Raw genomic sequence first — 17,169 nt, forward strand, 5'->3', positions numbered from 1 at the left:
GGTCAGGGCGCGAACGAACGATGGCCGACGAAGAAGGCCAGCGCGCGCGACGACGTGGTGAAGCGGATGCGCGAACCCTTGGGGAAGAAGATCGCGTCCTTCGGGCCCGCGATCTCGACCTGACCGGTGTCCAGGTTCTCCAGCCGGAACTCGCCCTCGAGCACAACCTTCATCTCGTCGTACGCGTAGAGGTAGTCCAGCGGCGCGTCGGTGTGCTCCAGTTCGAAATATCCCGACGACATCTCCGAACCGCCCGGGTTGGCGTAGACGTCATCGATGAATCCCCTCGTGCCCGGATATTCCTCGACCGGCATCTGCGGCAGGGATTTCCAGAAGTCCGAGGTCACCAGGAACGGGGCGACCTCGCTCGGCGCGGCGGAATCGGGTGCGGTCATGCGATCACTCCAAGAATCGTACTTGTGATGAAACAGAGAGTAACTAGAGGAAACACTTTTATGGGTTACGCACGCATTAATCCGCCGCCGGTCCGAGACCGGAAGCAGGTATCCCACCGCCGGTCACCCGACCAAGAGCACGCTGTCCGCGTCATCGAGCGCTGACAGCGACGTAACAGCGCTGTCACATCGCGCGTGTTTCATGAGAAATGACTTTGAATCACCTCATGAAACACCGCAGTGAGGACCGGAAGTGATCGAGACCCACAACTACGTGATCGTCGGCGGCGGACTGGAAGGCCTGGCCATCGCCTGGTCCCTGGCCAACCGGGGCGAGACCGATATCGTCGTCCTGGAACGCGGCACCCTCTGCTCCGGCATGACCGGCAAATCCAGCGGCGTCGTGCGCTGCCACTACGGATCGCCCTCGCTGGCCGCGATGGCCTGGTACGGCGTCGACATCTTCACGCGGGCCACCGAGATCTTCGGCGACGACATGGGTTTCCAGCAGTGCGGTTACGTCGTCGGGGTGGGCGAGGACAACCTCGGACCACTGCACGCCAATGTGGCGATGATGCGCGACCTCGATATCGACGTGCAACTCATCGACCACGACGCGATGGGTTCGCTGTGGCCGGGCATGCACCTCGACGATTTCGCCGCCTTCGCCTACGAACCGCTCGGCGGACGCGGCGAGGCCTACCTCGCGGGCATGGCCTTCGCCGCCTCGGCGCGGACCCTGGGCGTGCGGATCCGCCAGTCGACACCGGTGCGCGCACTCCTGCGGCGATCCTCCGGCGACGTCTACGGCGTCGCGCTGGCCGCCGGGTCGGAAATCCACGCCGGAACCGTCATCCTCGCGGCGGGGCCGTGGACGCCCGCGCTGGCCGCCGGGGTCGGCGTCGATCTCGACATCAAGGCCCAGCGCGCCCAATTGGTCCTGGTCGATCAGGGTGAGCCGACACCGGTCGTCCCCGTTCTGTCGGATCTGGCCGGGCTGTCCTATCTCTGCCGCGAACCGAACGGCGAAATGCTGTTCGGCAATTCCGATCACAGCGCACCGCAGTACATCGACCCCGACGACTACGTGAACCGCGCCGACGAGAGCACCGTCGACACCGCGATCCGCAAACTCGGACACCGACTACCGGAGATGCCCGACCCCCGCATCACCGGTTCCTACGTCGGCGCCTACGACGTCACCCCCGACTACAACCCGGTGATCGGCCCGGCCCCCGTCGACGGACTCTTCCTCGCGGCGGGGTTCTCCGGGCACGGCTTCAAGATCTCACCGGCCGTCGGCAAACTCGTGGCGGATCTGGTCACCGACGGCAAAACCGAACTGCCGAACGTCGATCCCCATGATTTCCGATACTCGCGTTTCGCCGAGAACGACCCCCTCGTCAGCCTGCATCCCTATCTCGGCGCGGGCGAAATGCGATGACACCCCCCGACCTCTCCGTCCGCCGTTCGACCACCCCTGGAGCCCGTCATGGCCATCGACACCGCCGCACCCGAAACCACCACCGCCCCGCATGATCTCGCCGCCATGGCGAAGGCCACCGGAACCCGCTACATCCTCGCGCTGTTCGTCACCCTTTCCGGGAAGCCGTGCGCCAAACTGGTGCCGGTCGAGGCGATCGACCAATTGGTCTCCGACGGAGCCGGTTTCGCCGGATACGCGGCGGGCACCATGGGTCAGGAGCCCAAGGATCCGGATCTGATCGCGGTGCCCGATCCGACCTCGTTCACCCCGATCCCGTTCGTCCGGCCCGGACTGGCGCTCGTGCACTGCGATCCGCACGTCGAGGGCAAACCGTGGCCGTTCGCTCCGCGCAACATCCTGGCGGGTATGCTGCGCAAATCGGCGGCCGCCGGGCTCACCGTCAATGTCGGGGCGGAGATCGAATACTTCCTGGTCAACCGCGATTCCGACGGCGCGATCCGCACCGCGGACGCCTCCGACACCAGCAGGCAGCCCTGTTACGACGCCCGCGACGTCACCAGGATGTACGACCACCTCACCGAGATCTCCTCGGCCATGAACAGCCTCGGCTGGGGCAACTACGCCAGCGATCACGAAGACGCCAACGGCCAGTTCGAACAGAACTTCGCCTACGCCGACGCCATGACCACCGCCGACCGGGTCATCACCGCGCGCTACCTGCTCTCGGTGATCGCTGAGAAACGCGGTATGCGAGCAACTTTCATGCCGAAACCCTTCGCCGACCGGACCGGTTCGGGTATGCACCTGCACCTGTCGCTGTGGAATTCCGCGGGCTCGACCTTCCCCGACCCGGGCGACGCCCGAGGACTCGGACTCTCCCCCACCGCCTACTCCTTCATCGCGGGCATACTCGAGCACGCCTGCGCCCTGCAAGCCGTGATCGCGCCGACGGTCAACTCCTACAAGCGAATCGGCGCGACATCGACCAGCAGCGGCGCCACCTGGTCACCGCGCTACGCCACCTACGGCGGGAACGACCGCACCCACTACCTGCGCGTGCCCGATCAGCACCGGGTGGAATTGCGCGGCGGTGACGGCTCGGCCAATCCCTACCTCGCCATCGCGGCCACCGTCGCCGCCGGACTCGACGGCATCGAACGCGCCCTCGATCCCGGCGCGCCCGGCAGCGCGCAACGGCGCGGCGACATGCTCCCCATGACCCTGCTGCACGCGATGGACGCCCTCGAAGCCGATCCGGTTCTCACCGGCGCCCTCGATACCGCGGGCCCCGGCGTCAGCGAGTACTTCACCGGCCTCAAGCGCGACGAATTCTTCGCCTGGCACAACACGGTCTCCTCCTGGGAGATCGACCAGTACCTGACGGCGTTCTGACCACCTCCCCTTTCCCGAAGGAGTTCCCATGTGCGGAATAGTCGGGCTGCACCTGCGCGATGCCGCGCTGTATCCGCAGCTCGGAGCCCTACTCACCGATATGCTCGACCAACTCTGCGACCGCGGACCGGATTCGGCGGGCATGGCCGTCTACGGCGACCCGATCTGGTCGCCCGCCGGGGAATCGACCGTCTCGCTGCTCGACGCCGATCTCGCCACCGACGAACTCGGCGCGCTGCTCGACGCCGATCTCGCCGTCAAGGTGACCGTCATCGACCTGGCGCCGACCACCGTGCTGCACGCACCCGTCGCCCCCGCCGACCTGGTCGCCGCCGCGCGCCGCAACGCGCCGAACGCGCGCGTCATCGGATTCGGCGAGGAACTGACGGTGGTCAAGGGCGTCGGCAATCCGACCGAACTCGCCCATCGTTTCGGTCTGCCCGCCGCCTCGGGCTGGCAGGGCGTCGCGCACACCAGGATGGCGACCGAATCCGCGGTGACCGCCGCCGGTTCGCACCCGTTCTCGGTGGGCCCGGACCAATGCCTGGTGCACAACGGGTCGTTCTCCAACCACATGAGCGTCAAACACGAACTGGAGCGGCACGGGGTGGTGTTCGACAGCGAGAACGACACCGAGGTCGGCGCGCGTTTCATCGCCGGGCAACTCGCCGACGGCGTCGACCTGGAGAAAGCGCTGCTGCTGCTCAACGAACGGTTCGACGGCTTCTACACCCTTCTCGTGGCCAACAAGGAATCCTTCGCGGTGGTCCGCGACCCGATCGCGTGCAAACCCGCCGTCATCGCCGAAACCCCGCGCTGGGTCGCGATGGCCTCGGAATACCGCGCGCTGGCGAATCTGCCCGGTGTGGCCGACGCCCGAATCTTCGAACCCGAACCGGAAGAGGTGTACGTATGGCACCGGCAGTGACCACCGTGGAAACCGTCCTCCTCGATCTGCGCGAACACAGTGTCCGCGAGGTCAACGCGCTGCTGCACGCCCCGGACGCGCCTCGGCGGGTGACGCTCACCGAGCCGCGCGGCGCGCACGCGCTCGCCTGCGGCCTCGACGACGACCTCGAGGTCGTCATCGAAGGGCACGTCGGCTACTACTGCGCGGGCATGAACCAGCGCGCCGACGTGACCGTGCGGGGTAATGCCGGGGTCGGCGTCGCGGAGAACATGATGTCGGGCACGGTGCGCATCACCGGGGACGCCTCGCAGTCGGCCGGTGCCACCGCGCACGGCGGACTGCTGATCGTGGAAGGCAATGCCGCGGCGCGCTGCGGTATTTCGATGAAGGGCGTCGATATCGTCGTCGGGGGCGACATCGGGCATATGAGCGCCTTCATGGGACAGGCGGGCCGACTGGTGGTCTGCGGCGATGCTGGTGAGGCGCTGGGCGATTCGCTCTACGAGGCGCGGATCTACGTGCGCGGCACCGTCGCCTCCCTCGGCGCGGACTGCGTCGCCAAACCCATGCTGGCCGAACATCTCGCCGAACTCGCCCAACTGCTGTCCGATGCCGGATTCGACGCCGACCCCGCCGATTTCACCCGCTACGGCTCGGCCCGCGAACTCTACAACTTCCGCGTCGACAACGTCGGCGCCTACTAGGAGGCCACCGTGCACACCACCGATCCCGTGCTCCGCGAATCGGCGACCTTCCCGCGCGGTGTCATCGCCGAGATCCAGCGCGCCGCCGAGACAGGTATCTACGACATCCGCGGCTGGGGCGCCAAACGCGCGCTCCCGCATTTCGACGATCTACTCTTCCTCGGCGCGTCGATGTCGCGGTATCCCCTGGAGGGTTACCGGGAACGTTGCGACACCGACGTGGTTCTCGGCGATCGGCACGCGAAATTCCCGCTGCGCCTCGATATCCCGATCACCATCGCCGGAATGAGTTTCGGCGCGCTGTCCGGGCAGGCCAAGGAGGCGCTCGGACGTGGCGCGAGCGAGGTCGGCACCTCGACGACCACCGGTGACGGCGGGATGACCACCGAGGAGCGCGGTCAGTCCAAACATCTTGTCTACCAGTATCTTCCGTCGCGCTACGGGATGAATCCGGACGACCTGCGCAAGGCCGACGCGATCGAGATCGTGCTCGGACAGGGCGCGAAACCAGGCGGCGGCGGCATGCTGCTCGGGCAGAAGATCACCGAGCGGGTGGCGCGGATGCGCACCCTGCCGCAGGGCGTCGACCAACGCTCGGCGTGCAGGCATCCGGACTGGACCGGGCCGGACGATCTCGCGATCAAGATCATCGAACTGCGCGAGATCACCGACTGGGAGAAACCGATCTACATCAAGGTCGGCGCGACCCGCACCTACTACGACGTCAAACTCGCCGTGAAGGCGGGCGCCGACGTCGTGGTCGTCGACGGTATGCAGGGCGGGACCGCGGCGACCCAGGACGTCTTCATCGAACACGTCGGCATCCCCACCCTGGCCGCCATCCCACAGGCCGTGCAGGCCTTGCAGGAACTGGGCGTACACCGCAAGGTGCAACTGATCGTCTCCGGCGGCATCCGCAGCGGCGCCGACGTGGCCAAGGCCATGGCGCTCGGCGCGGACGCGGTCGCCATCGGCACCGCCGCCCTGATCGCACTCGGCGACAACAGCCCCCGCTACGCCGAGCAGTACGCGGCGCTCGGTTCGGCCGCCGGGTTCTACGACGATTTCCAGGAAGGCCGCGACCCGGCCGGTATCACCACCCAGGATCCGGAACTGGCTCGCAACCTGGATCCGGTCGCGGCGGGGCGGCGGCTGGCGAACTACCTGCGGGTGCTCACCATGGAAGCCCAGACTCTGGCCCGCGCCTGCGGGAAATCGCATCTGCGCAATCTCGAACCGGAGGATCTGGTCGCGCTCACGGTCGAGGCGTCGGCCATGGCCAGGGTGCCGCTGGCCGGAACGAACTGGATCCCCGGACGCTACTGAACCGCCCGCACCTTCACACCAGTCAGGACACCGCATGACCTTCGACGCCCTGTGGGATTCGATCCTCGACGTCGGCCGCGAGCCCACCACCGGCGGCTACCGTCGATTCGCCTGGAACGACGCCGATCTGACACTGCGCGAATGGTTCACCGGTTGCGCCGAACAGCGCGGCATGTCCGTCGAGGAGGACCGCAACGGCAACCTGTGGGCCTGGTGGCTGCCGCCGGGCTGGTCGGGAGATCCGAAGGACGCCTTCGTCACCGGGTCGCACCTGGATTCGGTGCCCGACGGCGGCGCCTACGACGGGCCGCTCGGGGTGGTGTCCGCGTTCGCCGCGGTCGACGAGGTGCGGGCGCGCGGCATCGTCCCGAATCGACCGGTCGCGGTCGCGGCCTTCTCCGACGAGGAGGGGGCGCGTTTCGGAGTCGCCTGTGTCGGATCGCAACTCAGCACCGGGGCGCTGAAACCCCCACGCGCGCTGGTACTACGGGACGCGGATGGTATCCCGCTCGGCGAAGCGCTGGAGAAGGCCGGACGCGATCCCCGGCATCTCGGCGTCGATCCCACGCTGACCGACCGCGTCGGCGTATACGTCGAACTGCACGTCGAACAGGGCCGGGCCCTTGACCTCGTCGACAAGCCGCTGGCCGTCGCCTCGTCCATCTGGCCGCACGGCCGCTGGCTGTTCACCTTCACCGGTGAGGCCAACCACGCCGGGGCGACCCGACTGGTCGACCGCCGCGATCCGATGCTCGCCTACGCCTCGTCGGTGCACACCGCCCGTCAGGCCGCCGAATTACACGAGGCGGTAGCCACTTTCGGCAAGATCCGGGTACTCCCCAACGGAGCCAACGCGATTCCCTCCGAGGTACTCGCCTGGCTCGACGCCCGCGCCGCCGACGAGGACACCCTGACCGGGCTCGTCGAACGGATCAGCGGCGAAGCGCTCGAGCATGCGGCCTGTGACGGGGTGAAACTGCGGATCGAAGCCGAATCCATCACCCCGATAGTGGAATTCCCGCCCGGACCCCGCGATCGCATCGCCCGCGCGCTCGGCCATCTCGGCGACATCCCGGTCCTGCCGACCGCGGCGGGACACGACGCCGGGATCCTGTCGGCCGTGGTGCCCACCGCGATGCTTTTCGTCCGCAACCCGACCGGCGTCTCCCATTCCCCAGCCGAGTTCGCACTGCCGGACGACTGCCGCGCGGGAGCCTTCGCACTGGCCGATGTGATGGCGGAATGGGTCACCGCCGACGAAACGCCTGACGACGAAATTCCCCGATCGACACCGAGGATCGCACGGCTCGGGTGAGGCCCCGTCTACTACATGCGTGGGGTACACGGCGTGCCGGGCACCGTGCGCCCGTCGAATACCGCGCCCGAGTTCGAGGGCTGCGCGCTCAAGCTTCAGGAAAACCGTCGAGCACCGCGCGCGATTTCGACAGCCCGAGCCGGGTGGCGCCCGCGGCGATCAACTCCGCCGCCGCCTCGGCGGTGCGGATACCACCGCTGGCCTTGACCCCGAGCCGTCCGCCGACCGTCTCCGCCATGAGCCGGACCGCGTGCGCGCTCGCGCCGCCCGCCGGGTGGAAACCGGTGGAAGTCTTGACGAAATCGGCGCCCGCGCGCTCGGCCGCCCGGCAGACCCGCACGATCGCCTCGTCGGTCAACGCCGCCGATTCGATGATCACCTTGAGCACAGCGCGATCGGCGACCGCCTCGCGGACGGTCACGATATCGGACAGCACCGCGGAGTAGTCCCCGGCGACGGCCGCGCCGACGTCGATCACCATGTCGACCTCGGCCGCGCCCTGATCCACCGCGAGCCGGGCCTCGGCCCCCTTCACCAGCGAATGATGTTTCCCGGAAGGGAAACCGGCGACAGTGGCGATCACCACACCGGGCGCTCGCACCGGCAGCATGGACGGTGAGACGCAGATCGCGTACACCTCGAGGGCGAGCGCCTCCGCGACCAGCGCTTCGACGTCGGCGGCCGTCGCCTCGGGGGCGAGCAGCGTGTGATCGATGAGGTCCGCCACGTCGGCTCTGGTCAGTGGCGCGGAGTCTGACATGAGGGTGAGTCTGGCACACCGGGGGCGAATTCCATTGCGTGCCTCCATCACTTCCCGCACACTCGTAGACGTCGGCGCGCGACGGGCATCGAAGGGGCCCGACCTCGCCGGATGGTGTACGCGGATGGTTCGCAGTCGTTCGGGAGGAGACACCGTGCTGATCCGTCGCGAACGCGCCTATGACACCACCGCCATCGCCGCGGTGCACCGCAGCGCGTTCGCCCCACGCCGAGCCGCCGCCGATACCGCCACCATCGATGTACCGGCCGACGACCCCGACCCACCCGAAGTCGACCTGGTCGAACGGCTACGCGGCGACGCGGGCTGGATCCCGACCCTGTCCCTCGTCGCAGTGGAATTCGACGTCGTCATCGGCCACGTCTGCCTGACCCGCGCCTCGGTCGGCCCCTACCCCGCCCTCGGCCTCGGCCCGATCGGCGTTCTCGCCGACCACCAGGGCTCCGGCGTCGGCTCCGCCCTCATGCACGCCGCCCTCGGCGCGGCCGACGCGCTGGACGAACCCCTGGTAGCCCTGCTCGGCAGCCTCGACTACTATCCGCGCTTCGGCTTCGTCCCCGGCGGCCGCGTCGACATCCACCCCGACGACCCGTCGTGGACCACCCACTTCCAGGTCCGCCCCCTCACCGCCTTCGAACCCCGCATCACCGGCGAATTCCGCTACGCCGAACCGTTTTACTGAGATATTGGCCGCTGGTGCGGCGGGTTCGCGGCCCTTATGTCTCGTTGCCGAGCGGTCGAGACTCGCGACTGCGTCGCATGCGCTTCGACCGCTCGGCAACGAGACGGCCGCGAACGGGCGCTCGTCGGGCTCGCGCCGTTGGTGTCAGGCGGGGTGCGGATCGAACGTCTTGTTGTTACCTGGGTGCACTCGGCGCCACCGGCACCGGCACCGGCGGCACCGGCGCTCGCGGGAGGCGAGACACCGGCTGGAGGCGCGGTGCCGATCGACGCCGTGGTGTGCTTGCGGTCAACTGGTCGGTGCCGTGATCGCGGATGGCGAACGGGCAGGGCCCAGCTAACCCGCCGCGCCGCAGGTGCGGTGGCATAAATACGATCAGCTCATGAGTTCCGCTTCGTACGACCGCCGCTACGTGCTGACTCTGGGCTGTCCGGACCGTCCCGGCATCATCGCCCGGATCACGTCGTTCATCGCCGAATTCGGCGGGTCCATCGTCGAGGCGGGGTATCACTCCGATGCGGAGACCGGCTGGTTCTTCACCCGCCAGGCGATCGCGGCGTCGACGGTGCCGTTCGAACTGGACGAATTGCGCGACCGTTTCTCCGGGGTCGCGGCGGATCTGGGGCCGGAGACGGAGTGGCGGGTACACGATTCGGGGGCGCGCGGGCGCGCGGTGCTGCTGGTCAGCCGGGACGGGCATTGCCTGCACGATCTGCTCGGCCGAGCGGCCAGCGGTGAACTCCCGGCGACGATCGAGGCGGTGATCGGCAACCATCCCGATCTGGCCACCATGACCGAGGCGCACGGGGTGAAATTCCACTACGTGCCGTTCCCCAAGGATCCGGCCGCGCGCGGTCCCGCGTTCGACGAGGTCAAGGCACTGGTCGACGCGCACGACCCGCACGCGGTGGTGCTGGCGCGGTTCATGCAGGTGCTCCCGGCGGATCTGTGTGAACACTGGGCGGGCCGGGCGATCAATATCCACCACAGCTTCCTGCCGTCGTTCGTCGGCGCGCGCCCATACCACCAGGCCTTCGTGCGCGGCGTGAAGCTCATCGGCGCGACCTGCCACTACGTGACGGCCGAACTGGACGCGGGACCGATCATCGAACAGGACGTCAGCCGCATCGATCACGCCGACGATGTGCGCGACATGGTCCGTCAGGGCCGCGATATCGAACGGGTGGTGCTGGCACGCGGCCTGCGCTGGCATCTGGAGGGCCGTGTGCTCGTACACGGCCGCCGGACCGTGGTGTTCTCCTGAGACACCGCTAGGCCGGGGTTTCAGCCCGCGGCTTCCACGGACTCCTCGTCGGCCGCGACGGCGTCGAGGACCCGAGCCAGTTCTTCGTTGAACCGTTCGAACATCTCGACATTGCCGAGGTGGCCGGTGGCGAGCACCTCGTGACGCACGAAGCTGCCGACCTCGGTCAGCATCGCGGCGATGCGCTCGGCGTGGACCGGCGGCGTCATGAAATCGTCGGATCCGGACAGGATGGTGGTGGGGACCACCAGATTCCTCGCTGCCTCGCCGAGATCCATATCCGCGAGCAGCAATCCGAAGCGCGCGCGCACCGAGGCCCGGCACGAGCGGACGACGGCCATGCAGTAGTCGACCAGGTCGCGACGTGCCGCCAGGCTCATGATCTGGCGGGCGAAAAGCCATTTCACCGGGGCCAGCGGCGGGAAGACGATCGGCATGCCCAACCCGTACCTGCCCAGGACCAGCGGCAGCGCGAACGTCCGTCGGAGGCGGATTCGCGGACGGTTGAAGAACGGTACGACGAAGGTTTCCCCGACGAGCAACCCCGGCGCGGTATTCGTCAACAGCGCCGCGCAGGCGCGCTGGGCGACCTGTTCCGGATAGCGGCCCGCCCATGCTTGCAGGGTCATGCCGCCGAGGCTGTGGCCGACGAGTACGGCGCGTTCACCCCGGGCGAGGGTGGCGTCCAGGACCGCGACCAGATCGTCGGCGAGCAGATCCATGGTCAGGTCCGCGGTGCCGAGTTCGCTCTCGCCGTGTCCGCGCTGGTCGTAGGCGATGACGCGGTATTCGTCGGCGAAGGCGTTGATCTGGGCGTTCCAGTATTCGATCGCGCAGGTCCAACCGTGCACGAGCACGATCGCGGGCGCGTCGGCTGGTCCGTAGACGTGGACCCGCAGGCGCGCGCCGTCGACGGCGGTCACGGTGCGGACGTCACGCGGCGCGGTCGGCGGGTTGACGGCGGCAATCGCGTAGGTGCGCGACCTCAGGTCGGCACGGTGTACGTCGAGCAGCCCCCGGACTTTCCCCGGCAGGTCCACCTTCTCGAGCGGCAAGGCGCGCATCGGACACTCCTTTGTGTTACTGCTCGATACAGTAACCGAGCTTCACGCCTGCCCGCCAGTCCGCGCCCCCGGATCACGCGCCGCCACCGCCCCACCGGCACGGAAACCCTCCGGATACGACAAAGGCCGAGTCCGGGCGTTCCCGGAACTCGGCCTGTGTTCACATATCGCCCCGCGCAGGGGCCTTATCGGCTTCTACCAGCGGGGACCGCGCTGGATCTCGTCCACCTTCGGCCGGACATCGGCCAGATAGACGCCCGTCGCGATGATCGCGATGAACGACAGCAGACCCAATCCGGCCGGGAAGAGCAGCAGGAGCAGCAGCGCCACGCCGAGGATCGCGAGCCAGATCGTCTTGGTCTGCTTGTCCACGGCGGTGAACGCGTCCGGCCGTTGGCGCACGGCGTGAATCAACGCGAAGATCGTCGCCCCCAGCGCCGCGAGCCAGAGCACGAGCATGATGAATCCGGTCAACCCGTTCACGGTGTTCACATCACCCATCATACGAGCGCGGCCCCCGACACCGAGGTGTACGGGGGCCGCGCCCGGCTGGACGGAAGCTCAGACGGTCTTCGGCGCGGCGGCCTTCTTCGCCGGAGCCTTCTTCGCCGGAGCCTTCTTCGGCGGCGCGGGCTCGGCCGGGAAGAGTTCCTCGGCCGGATCGGCCTCGGTGGAGATGGCGACGATCTCGGCCTCGACGACCGCGTCCGCGACCGGCTCGGGAACCGGCGCGACCGCGGGCTCGGCGACCTCGGCCCCGTCCTTGGCCGGACGGCCGAGCAGGCCGTTCACCCGGTCGAGGACGTCCTCGGCACGCACGGCCGCGTCCTTGTAGAGACCTTCGACGCGCTCGATCTGATCCTCGACGAGGTGGTTGGCACGCAACCGGTCGACGGTTTCCTCACCGCGGACGGCGAGATCGGCGTAGACGTCGAGCACCTGGCGGTAATACTTCTCGGCGAGGGTGCGCAGTTCCTCGGGGGTGAACTTCTCGCGCAGTTCGGCGAGATCCTCGGGCAGTTCGGAGGGCAGCCCGGACAGCCGTTCGCGCAGCGTCTCGAACTGGGCCTGCACATCGGCGGGCACAGTGGCGAAGCGCTCGCGCGCCTCCTCCACCCGGCCGCTGACATCGGTCGTGGTCGCGCGTTCACGCACCTGGGTGACGACATCGAGCGCGCGAGCGTAGACGGCGTCCCCGGCGCCGACCGCGGCGAACAGGGGCTTGGTGACGGTGGCGTTCTTTTCGGTCATTCTTCGTTCTCCTGGCGTGGCGGAGTGTCGGTTGTCGTGCGCGGAACGTCGCTGTCCCACTCCCCCCCGGGCTCGTTCCCTCCGTTTTCGCGGCGAAACGACTCGTATATCTCCAGCAGTACTTGCTTCTGCCGTTCGCTGATCGACGTATCGGTGAGCAGGGCATCCCTGATCGGGCTGTGCGGCCGCTGCTCCAGATAGCCGGCCTTCACGTACAACACCTCCGAGGACACCCGCAGCGCCTTGGCGATCTGCGCGAGCACTTCGGCGGAGGGATTGCGCAATCCGCGCTCGATCTGACTGAGATACGGATTACTCACCCCCGCCAATGCGGCGAGCTGACGCAGCGAGACTTGCGCGGCTTCTCGCTGTGACCTGATGAAACCACCGATATCGTGCGCCGCGGTGGCAACACGCCCCCCTCGTTCTCCGACTTCGTCCGAATATCCTTGGCGATTGTCGGTGTACTCGGCGGAAACCTCGGGCTGGTCAGCCATCACTCACCTTCTGGCGGTTGTACGGGTTCAATACTAGGGCAGGGTGCTAGCTGTTGCAAGCAGCTTGCTAGCACTCTTTCAGCAAACATGCAGCGTTCTATGTCGGAGACCGACATAAATGCCACCACATGGGGAAACGATGACAGGTCGCTAAACCGGACACCATTGTCGAGTTATTCAGCCGTGGAACAGCAACTGCGAAACCGAATAGATCGCCAGTCCGGCGAGCGAACCGACCACCGTTCCGTTGATACGAATGAATTGCAGATCACGCCCGACCTGCAATTCGATCTTCTTACTCGCCTCCTCGGCATCCCACTTGGCCACCGTATCGGTGACCAGGGTGGTGATCTCCGCAGCGTAGTTCCCCACGAGATACCGTGCGCCGCGGTCGATCCAGTCGTCGACCTTGGTCCGCATCTCGTCGTCGTCGCGAAGCCGTTCACCGAGTTGGCGCACGTTCTCGGCCACCTTGCGGCGCAGCGTACTGTTCGGATCGTCGGCCGACTCGAGAATCAGCCGCTTGGCCGCCCGCCATGTGGCCTCGGCCATACCGGTGATCTCCTCACGGCCCATCACCTGGGCCTTGATCCGCTCGGCCTTCTTGATCATGGCGTCGTCGTATTGCAGATCGTGGGCGAATTCCTCCAGGAAACGGTTCGCCGCCAGCCGCACCTCGTGCTCCGGATTCGACCGCACCTTCCAGGTGAACTCCACGAGTTCGCGATAGATCTTTTCCGAAAGCAGGATGTTCGCGAATTTCGGCGCCCATTGCGGCGCGTCGCGCAGCACGATCCGGTCGAGCGTCTCCTGGCTGCCGAGCGCCCACTGGTGCGCTCGTTCGGCGAGCATATCCAGCAGCGCCAGCTGGCGATTGTCTGCTAGCAGCTCTGCTAGCACCCGGCCGATCGGCGGACCCCACAGCGGTTCGGCGATCCGCTTGACGATGGTGTTGTCGATGATCTGCTCGACGTCCTCGTCCCGCAGCACCCCGACGACCGCGCGCAACAGCGTCGAGCTCTCCCGCGCCACCCTGGCCGCGTGCCCCGGATCCGCCATCCAGCGGCCGACCCGTAGCGAGACCTGCGCCGAGGCGACCTTGGCCGACACCACGTCGGGCGCCAGGAAGTTGGTCCCGACGAAACTGCCCAGGCTCGCGCCGAGCTGATCCTTCTTTTTACGGATGATCGCGGTGTGCGGGATCGGCAGGCCGAGCGGATGCCGGAACAGCGCCGTCACCGCGAACCAGTCCGCGAGCGCGCCGACCATGCCCGCCTCGGAGGCCGCGCGCAGATAGCCGACCCAGTCGCCGCCCTGACCTCGCGATTCGAGCCAACGGCAGAACAGATAGACCAGACTCGCGAAAACCAACAGTCCGGTGGCCAGCGCCTTCATCCGGAACAGATCCCGCCGCTTGCTCTCCTCGTCGACGAAGAAACCGTTCGGGCCTGCGGGGGTGGGCGCGGCGAGCGACGCGGCCGCGGGCCGGGCGCCCCTGCCGAGTTCGCGCCGGGACGTCGCGTGCTGCCCCGTCGCCGGCGCCGCTGTGTTGCCGGGAGCTTTCTCCATGCTGTCCATTCTGCTGTGCCGCGAGGATATGCCCGGATCGCGTGCTCGTCGCCGGGCCGCGCGAATGTGGTTCCTACCGCATCGGCGACCCAAACGCGACAGCGCGAGGTGGGCTGCACTTAAGCTGGGAGGACATCACCCGTCCACTAACGAGGGAGCCCACGCTGTCCACCGAAGACCTTGCGGCACGAATCGGCCCGGAGGCGGTAGCGGAGCGTGACCAGCTGGAACCCCGCGAGCACCGCGTCGCGAACACCGTCGACGTCGACGAACGACCGGCGGCGGTCCGCGGCGGCCGAACCGACGGCCGCAAACGGCGGTGGCGTCAGCACAAGATCGATCGTCGCGAGGAACTCGTCGACGGCACCCTCGCCGCGATTCGCAAGCGCGGCTCCAACGCGGGCATGGACGAAATCGCCGCCGAGATCGGCGTCTCCAAAACCGTCCTGTACCGGTACTTCTCCGATAAGAACGACCTGATCCGCGCGACCATGCAGCGCTTCATCGAGCTCACGCTGATGCCGAGGGTGTACGAGGCGATCAGCCTGGACGCCGCCGAATACCAGCTGGTCCGCTCGGCCATGGCGGCCTACGTCGGCACGGTCGACGAGGATCCCGAAGTTTACCGCTTCATCATGGGCAACGGGTCCGGGCAGTCCTCGCTGGCCGAATTCGAGAAGCTGTTCGCCGAGGTCGTCTCCACCGTGATCGTCGACAAGGGACGCGAACGCGGCGCGAAGACCGAGGGCGCGATGCTCTGGTCCTACGTGCTGGTCGGCGGCATCCAGCTGGCCACCCACTGGTGGACAACGGACAAGACGATGTCGCGCGAGGAAGTCATCGACTACCTGACCATGATGGCCTGGAGCGCCATCGAGGGCATGATGCGCGCGGGCGGCTCCCGGGAGATCTTCAACGCCCAGACCCACGTGCTTCCCGATCTGAACGCCGACGGAACCCTCGCCTGACCGTCCCGTCTCCCGTGGCGCGCGGTATCGGCGCGCGAATGTGACGGCCGACTCGACGCCTCGGTGGCGTTGTTAGTCTGAAACCGTGCGGTGCCGCCCGGTGGGTCGGTACCGCCCGCAACGTGGTCTCGCACGCACGCGCCGGACCCGTCGCACCGACGCGGCACCAATGGAGGTACCCCGATGGCGAAGCAGGTTCCGACGTCTCGGCTTGCTCGTGGCACCAAACTGGGCGTCGTCGCCGCCGGTTCGGTGCTCCGGACCCAACGCACCAGGCTGACCATGCGTGGCAGGTCGGAGGCGGTGCGCGCGCGGATGGCGGAGGAATCCATGCTCCGCACCACCGAACAGGTGGTCATGGTGCTCGGCACCATGAAGGGCGTCGCCATGAAACTGGGCCAGATGATGTCGGTGCTCGATCTGGATCTGGTGCCCGAATCCCATCGCGAACGTTTCCAGAAGCGACTGGCCGTGCTGCGCAATGCCGCGCCGACGGTGTCGTTCGAATCCATGCGCCGGGTGATCGAGGAGGATTTCGACAAACCCCTCGACGAGATCTTCGCCGAATTCGAACCCGAGCCCATCGCAGCGGCGTCGATCGGGCAGGTCTACCGGGCCCGGCTGCACAACGGCCGAGTCGTCGCGGTGAAGGTCCAATATCCCGGCATCGACGCGGCGGTACGCGCGGATCTCAAGAACCTCAACATGTTTCGCAAGGTCCTCCAGTCGGCGATGCCCTGGGTGACACCGGCCGTCCTGGACGAACTGCGGCTGAACATGGAGAGCGAACTCGACTACCACGCCGAGGCCGCCACCCAGTTGCAGATCGCCGAACTCTACGCGGGACATCCGTTCATCGCGGTGCCGCGCTCGCTGCCCGAACTGTCGACGACCAGGGTGCTGGTGAGCGAGTACCTGCCGGGCAAGGGTTTCGAGGAGATCCGGCAGTTGCCACGGGCCGAACGCGATCGGGTCGGCGAGATCATCTACCGGTTCTATGTCGGGTCGCTGTTCACCTTCCACGAGTTCTGCGGTGATCCGCATCCGGGCAACGTGCTGCTGGCCGAGGACGGCCGGGTCGGCTTCCTCGATTTCGGCCTGTTCAACCGGATGGACGCCGATCACGTGCGTTTCGAGAAGATCTGCCTGCGCGCGGCGGCGGAGGATCGCGCGGAAGATCTGCGGGAGTTGATGATCCAGCGCGGTGTCATCGACTCACCCGAGGAGATCGGCGCGGAGGAATGTCTCGAATACGTGCTGTCCGCCTCGGAATGGTGTCTGATCGACGAGGAACTGACCATCACCCCCGAACTGGCCAGCGGCGCTTTCCTGCTCGCGGTCGATCCGAGGGCGAGTGAATTCGCGGGGATGAAGCAGCAGAATCTGCCGCCCGAGCACCTGTTCTCGCGACGAGCCGATTTCCTCACCTTCGGCATGCTCGGCCAGCTCGACGTCACCGCGAACTGGCACCGCATCGCGCGCGAATGGATCTACGACGAACCACCGGTGACCGAACTCGGCACCACCCATCACCGATGGCTCGCCGAACAACGGGACGGCACGCGCGGCGTTCCCATCGAATCCTGAACGCGGCGAGCCCAATTCGA

At 67.3% G+C, this 17,169-nt stretch carries 17 protein-coding genes; 10 read left to right on the top strand and 7 right to left on the bottom strand.

The window, feature by feature from the left end; genetic code table 11:
- Positions 1 to 2 precede the first annotated feature (2 nt).
- Complete coding sequence (locus OG225_RS31250; protein WP_405178461.1) at positions 3 to 395, bottom strand: ethanolamine utilization protein; 393 nt, start codon at positions 393 to 395, stop codon at positions 3 to 5.
- A 253-nt stretch (positions 396 to 648) separates the two neighbouring features.
- On the opposite strand from OG225_RS31250, the gene OG225_RS31255 reads away from it, so the two are divergent.
- Genes OG225_RS31255 through OG225_RS31280 form a run of 6 tightly spaced genes read left to right on the top strand, consistent with a single transcriptional unit; the run spans position 649 to position 7,489 of the window.
- Positions 649 to 1,839 (top strand): NAD(P)/FAD-dependent oxidoreductase, encoded by a 1,191-nt coding sequence (locus OG225_RS31255; protein ID WP_405178462.1) that lies wholly within the window; start codon positions 649 to 651, stop codon positions 1,837 to 1,839.
- A gap of 48 nt (positions 1,840 to 1,887) precedes the next feature.
- The gene (gene glnT, locus OG225_RS31260; protein ID WP_405178463.1) at positions 1,888 to 3,234 is read left to right on the top strand and encodes a type III glutamate--ammonia ligase; all 1,347 of its coding nucleotides are present in this window, start codon (positions 1,888 to 1,890) and stop codon (positions 3,232 to 3,234) included.
- 28 nt (positions 3,235 to 3,262) lie between these two features.
- Positions 3,263 to 4,162, top strand: a complete 900-nt coding sequence (locus OG225_RS31265) for a glutamine amidotransferase family protein (protein WP_405178464.1) — start codon at positions 3,263 to 3,265, stop codon at positions 4,160 to 4,162.
- Positions 4,147 to 4,848 (top strand): protein glxC, encoded by a 702-nt coding sequence (locus tag OG225_RS31270; protein WP_405178465.1) that lies wholly within the window; start codon positions 4,147 to 4,149, stop codon positions 4,846 to 4,848. Before OG225_RS31265 ends, OG225_RS31270 begins: the two co-directional genes overlap by 16 nt.
- Before the next feature lie 9 nt (positions 4,849 to 4,857).
- Entirely contained in the window at positions 4,858 to 6,174 is a 1,317-nt protein-coding gene (locus OG225_RS31275; protein WP_216912569.1) for an FMN-binding glutamate synthase family protein, read from the top strand.
- Between the two features lie 34 nt (positions 6,175 to 6,208).
- Complete coding sequence (locus OG225_RS31280; RefSeq protein ID WP_405178466.1) at positions 6,209 to 7,489, top strand: allantoate amidohydrolase; 1,281 nt, start codon at positions 6,209 to 6,211, stop codon at positions 7,487 to 7,489.
- An 88-nt stretch (positions 7,490 to 7,577) separates the two neighbouring features.
- Here the strand turns inward: OG225_RS31280 and deoC are convergent, their stop codons facing one another.
- Entirely contained in the window at positions 7,578 to 8,249 is a 672-nt protein-coding gene (deoC, locus tag OG225_RS31285; protein WP_405178467.1) for a deoxyribose-phosphate aldolase, read from the bottom strand.
- A 154-nt stretch (positions 8,250 to 8,403) separates the two neighbouring features.
- On the opposite strand from deoC, the gene OG225_RS31290 reads away from it, so the two are divergent.
- Both OG225_RS31290 and purU read left to right on the top strand, forming a co-directional pair.
- A complete protein-coding gene (locus tag OG225_RS31290; protein ID WP_405178468.1) occupies positions 8,404 to 8,949 on the top strand; it encodes a GNAT family N-acetyltransferase in 546 nt (181 codons plus the stop codon).
- 382 nt (positions 8,950 to 9,331) lie between these two features.
- Complete coding sequence (purU, locus tag OG225_RS31295) at positions 9,332 to 10,213, top strand: formyltetrahydrofolate deformylase (RefSeq protein WP_405178469.1); 882 nt, start codon at positions 9,332 to 9,334, stop codon at positions 10,211 to 10,213.
- A 20-nt stretch (positions 10,214 to 10,233) separates the two neighbouring features.
- On the opposite strand, the gene OG225_RS31300 is transcribed toward purU, so the two are convergent.
- The 5 genes from OG225_RS31300 to OG225_RS31320 all read right to left on the bottom strand — a co-directional run bounded on the left by OG225_RS31300 (position 10,234) and on the right by OG225_RS31320 (position 14,420).
- On the bottom strand, positions 10,234 to 11,277 hold the full coding sequence (locus tag OG225_RS31300) for an alpha/beta fold hydrolase (RefSeq protein ID WP_405178470.1): 1,044 nt from the start codon (positions 11,275 to 11,277) through the stop codon (positions 10,234 to 10,236).
- A gap of 195 nt (positions 11,278 to 11,472) precedes the next feature.
- On the bottom strand, positions 11,473 to 11,778 hold the full coding sequence (locus tag OG225_RS31305) for a DUF2516 family protein (RefSeq protein ID WP_405183428.1): 306 nt from the start codon (positions 11,776 to 11,778) through the stop codon (positions 11,473 to 11,475).
- 60 nt (positions 11,779 to 11,838) lie between these two features.
- Complete coding sequence (locus OG225_RS31310; RefSeq protein WP_405178471.1) at positions 11,839 to 12,528, bottom strand: heparin-binding hemagglutinin; 690 nt, start codon at positions 12,526 to 12,528, stop codon at positions 11,839 to 11,841.
- Positions 12,525 to 13,025, bottom strand: coding sequence for a helix-turn-helix domain-containing protein (locus tag OG225_RS31315; protein WP_405178472.1), 501 nt, complete (start codon positions 13,023 to 13,025; stop codon positions 12,525 to 12,527). Before OG225_RS31315 ends, OG225_RS31310 begins: the two co-directional genes overlap by 4 nt.
- A 177-nt stretch (positions 13,026 to 13,202) precedes the next feature.
- Positions 13,203 to 14,420, bottom strand: coding sequence for a DUF445 domain-containing protein (locus OG225_RS31320; protein WP_405183429.1), 1,218 nt, complete (start codon positions 14,418 to 14,420; stop codon positions 13,203 to 13,205).
- Between the two features lie 509 nt (positions 14,421 to 14,929).
- Here OG225_RS31320 and OG225_RS31325 point away from each other — a divergent pair.
- Both OG225_RS31325 and OG225_RS31330 read left to right on the top strand, forming a co-directional pair.
- Complete coding sequence (locus OG225_RS31325) at positions 14,930 to 15,562, top strand: TetR/AcrR family transcriptional regulator (protein WP_405183430.1); 633 nt, start codon at positions 14,930 to 14,932, stop codon at positions 15,560 to 15,562.
- Between the two features lie 183 nt (positions 15,563 to 15,745).
- Positions 15,746 to 17,149 (top strand): ABC1 kinase family protein, encoded by a 1,404-nt coding sequence (locus tag OG225_RS31330; RefSeq protein ID WP_405178473.1) that lies wholly within the window; start codon positions 15,746 to 15,748, stop codon positions 17,147 to 17,149.
- Positions 17,150 to 17,169: the final 20 nt, after the last annotated feature.

The organism is Nocardia sp. NBC_01377, from assembly GCF_045040005.1.
GTDB classification, from domain to species: domain Bacteria; phylum Actinomycetota; class Actinomycetes; order Mycobacteriales; family Mycobacteriaceae; genus Nocardia; species Nocardia noduli.

Bases quoted from the DNA above. Each gene is read 5' to 3' on its own strand.
- OG225_RS31310 (WP_405178471.1), bottom strand. From the start codon at position 12,528: ATGACCGAAAAGAACGCCACCGTCACCAAGCCCCTGTTCGCCGCGGTC.
- OG225_RS31320 (WP_405183429.1), bottom strand. From the start codon at position 14,420: ATGAAGGCGCTGGCCACCGGACTGTTGGTTTTCGCGAGTCTGGTCTAT.
- glnT (WP_405178463.1), top strand. From the start codon at position 1,888: ATGGCCATCGACACCGCCGCACCCGAAACCACCACCGCCCCGCATGAT.
- OG225_RS31280 (WP_405178466.1), top strand. From the start codon at position 6,209: ATGACCTTCGACGCCCTGTGGGATTCGATCCTCGACGTCGGCCGCGAG.
- OG225_RS31315 (WP_405178472.1), bottom strand. From the start codon at position 13,025: ATGGCTGACCAGCCCGAGGTTTCCGCCGAGTACACCGACAATCGCCAA.
- deoC (WP_405178467.1), bottom strand. From the start codon at position 8,249: ATGTCAGACTCCGCGCCACTGACCAGAGCCGACGTGGCGGACCTCATC.
- OG225_RS31330 (WP_405178473.1), top strand. From the start codon at position 15,746: ATGGCGAAGCAGGTTCCGACGTCTCGGCTTGCTCGTGGCACCAAACTG.
- OG225_RS31270 (WP_405178465.1), top strand. From the start codon at position 4,147: ATGGCACCGGCAGTGACCACCGTGGAAACCGTCCTCCTCGATCTGCGC.
- OG225_RS31300 (WP_405178470.1), bottom strand. From the start codon at position 11,277: ATGCGCGCCTTGCCGCTCGAGAAGGTGGACCTGCCGGGGAAAGTCCGG.
- OG225_RS31250 (WP_405178461.1), bottom strand. From the start codon at position 395: ATGACCGCACCCGATTCCGCCGCGCCGAGCGAGGTCGCCCCGTTCCTG.
- purU (WP_405178469.1), top strand. From the start codon at position 9,332: ATGAGTTCCGCTTCGTACGACCGCCGCTACGTGCTGACTCTGGGCTGT.
- OG225_RS31265 (WP_405178464.1), top strand. From the start codon at position 3,263: ATGTGCGGAATAGTCGGGCTGCACCTGCGCGATGCCGCGCTGTATCCG.
- OG225_RS31305 (WP_405183428.1), bottom strand. From the start codon at position 11,778: ATGGGTGATGTGAACACCGTGAACGGGTTGACCGGATTCATCATGCTC.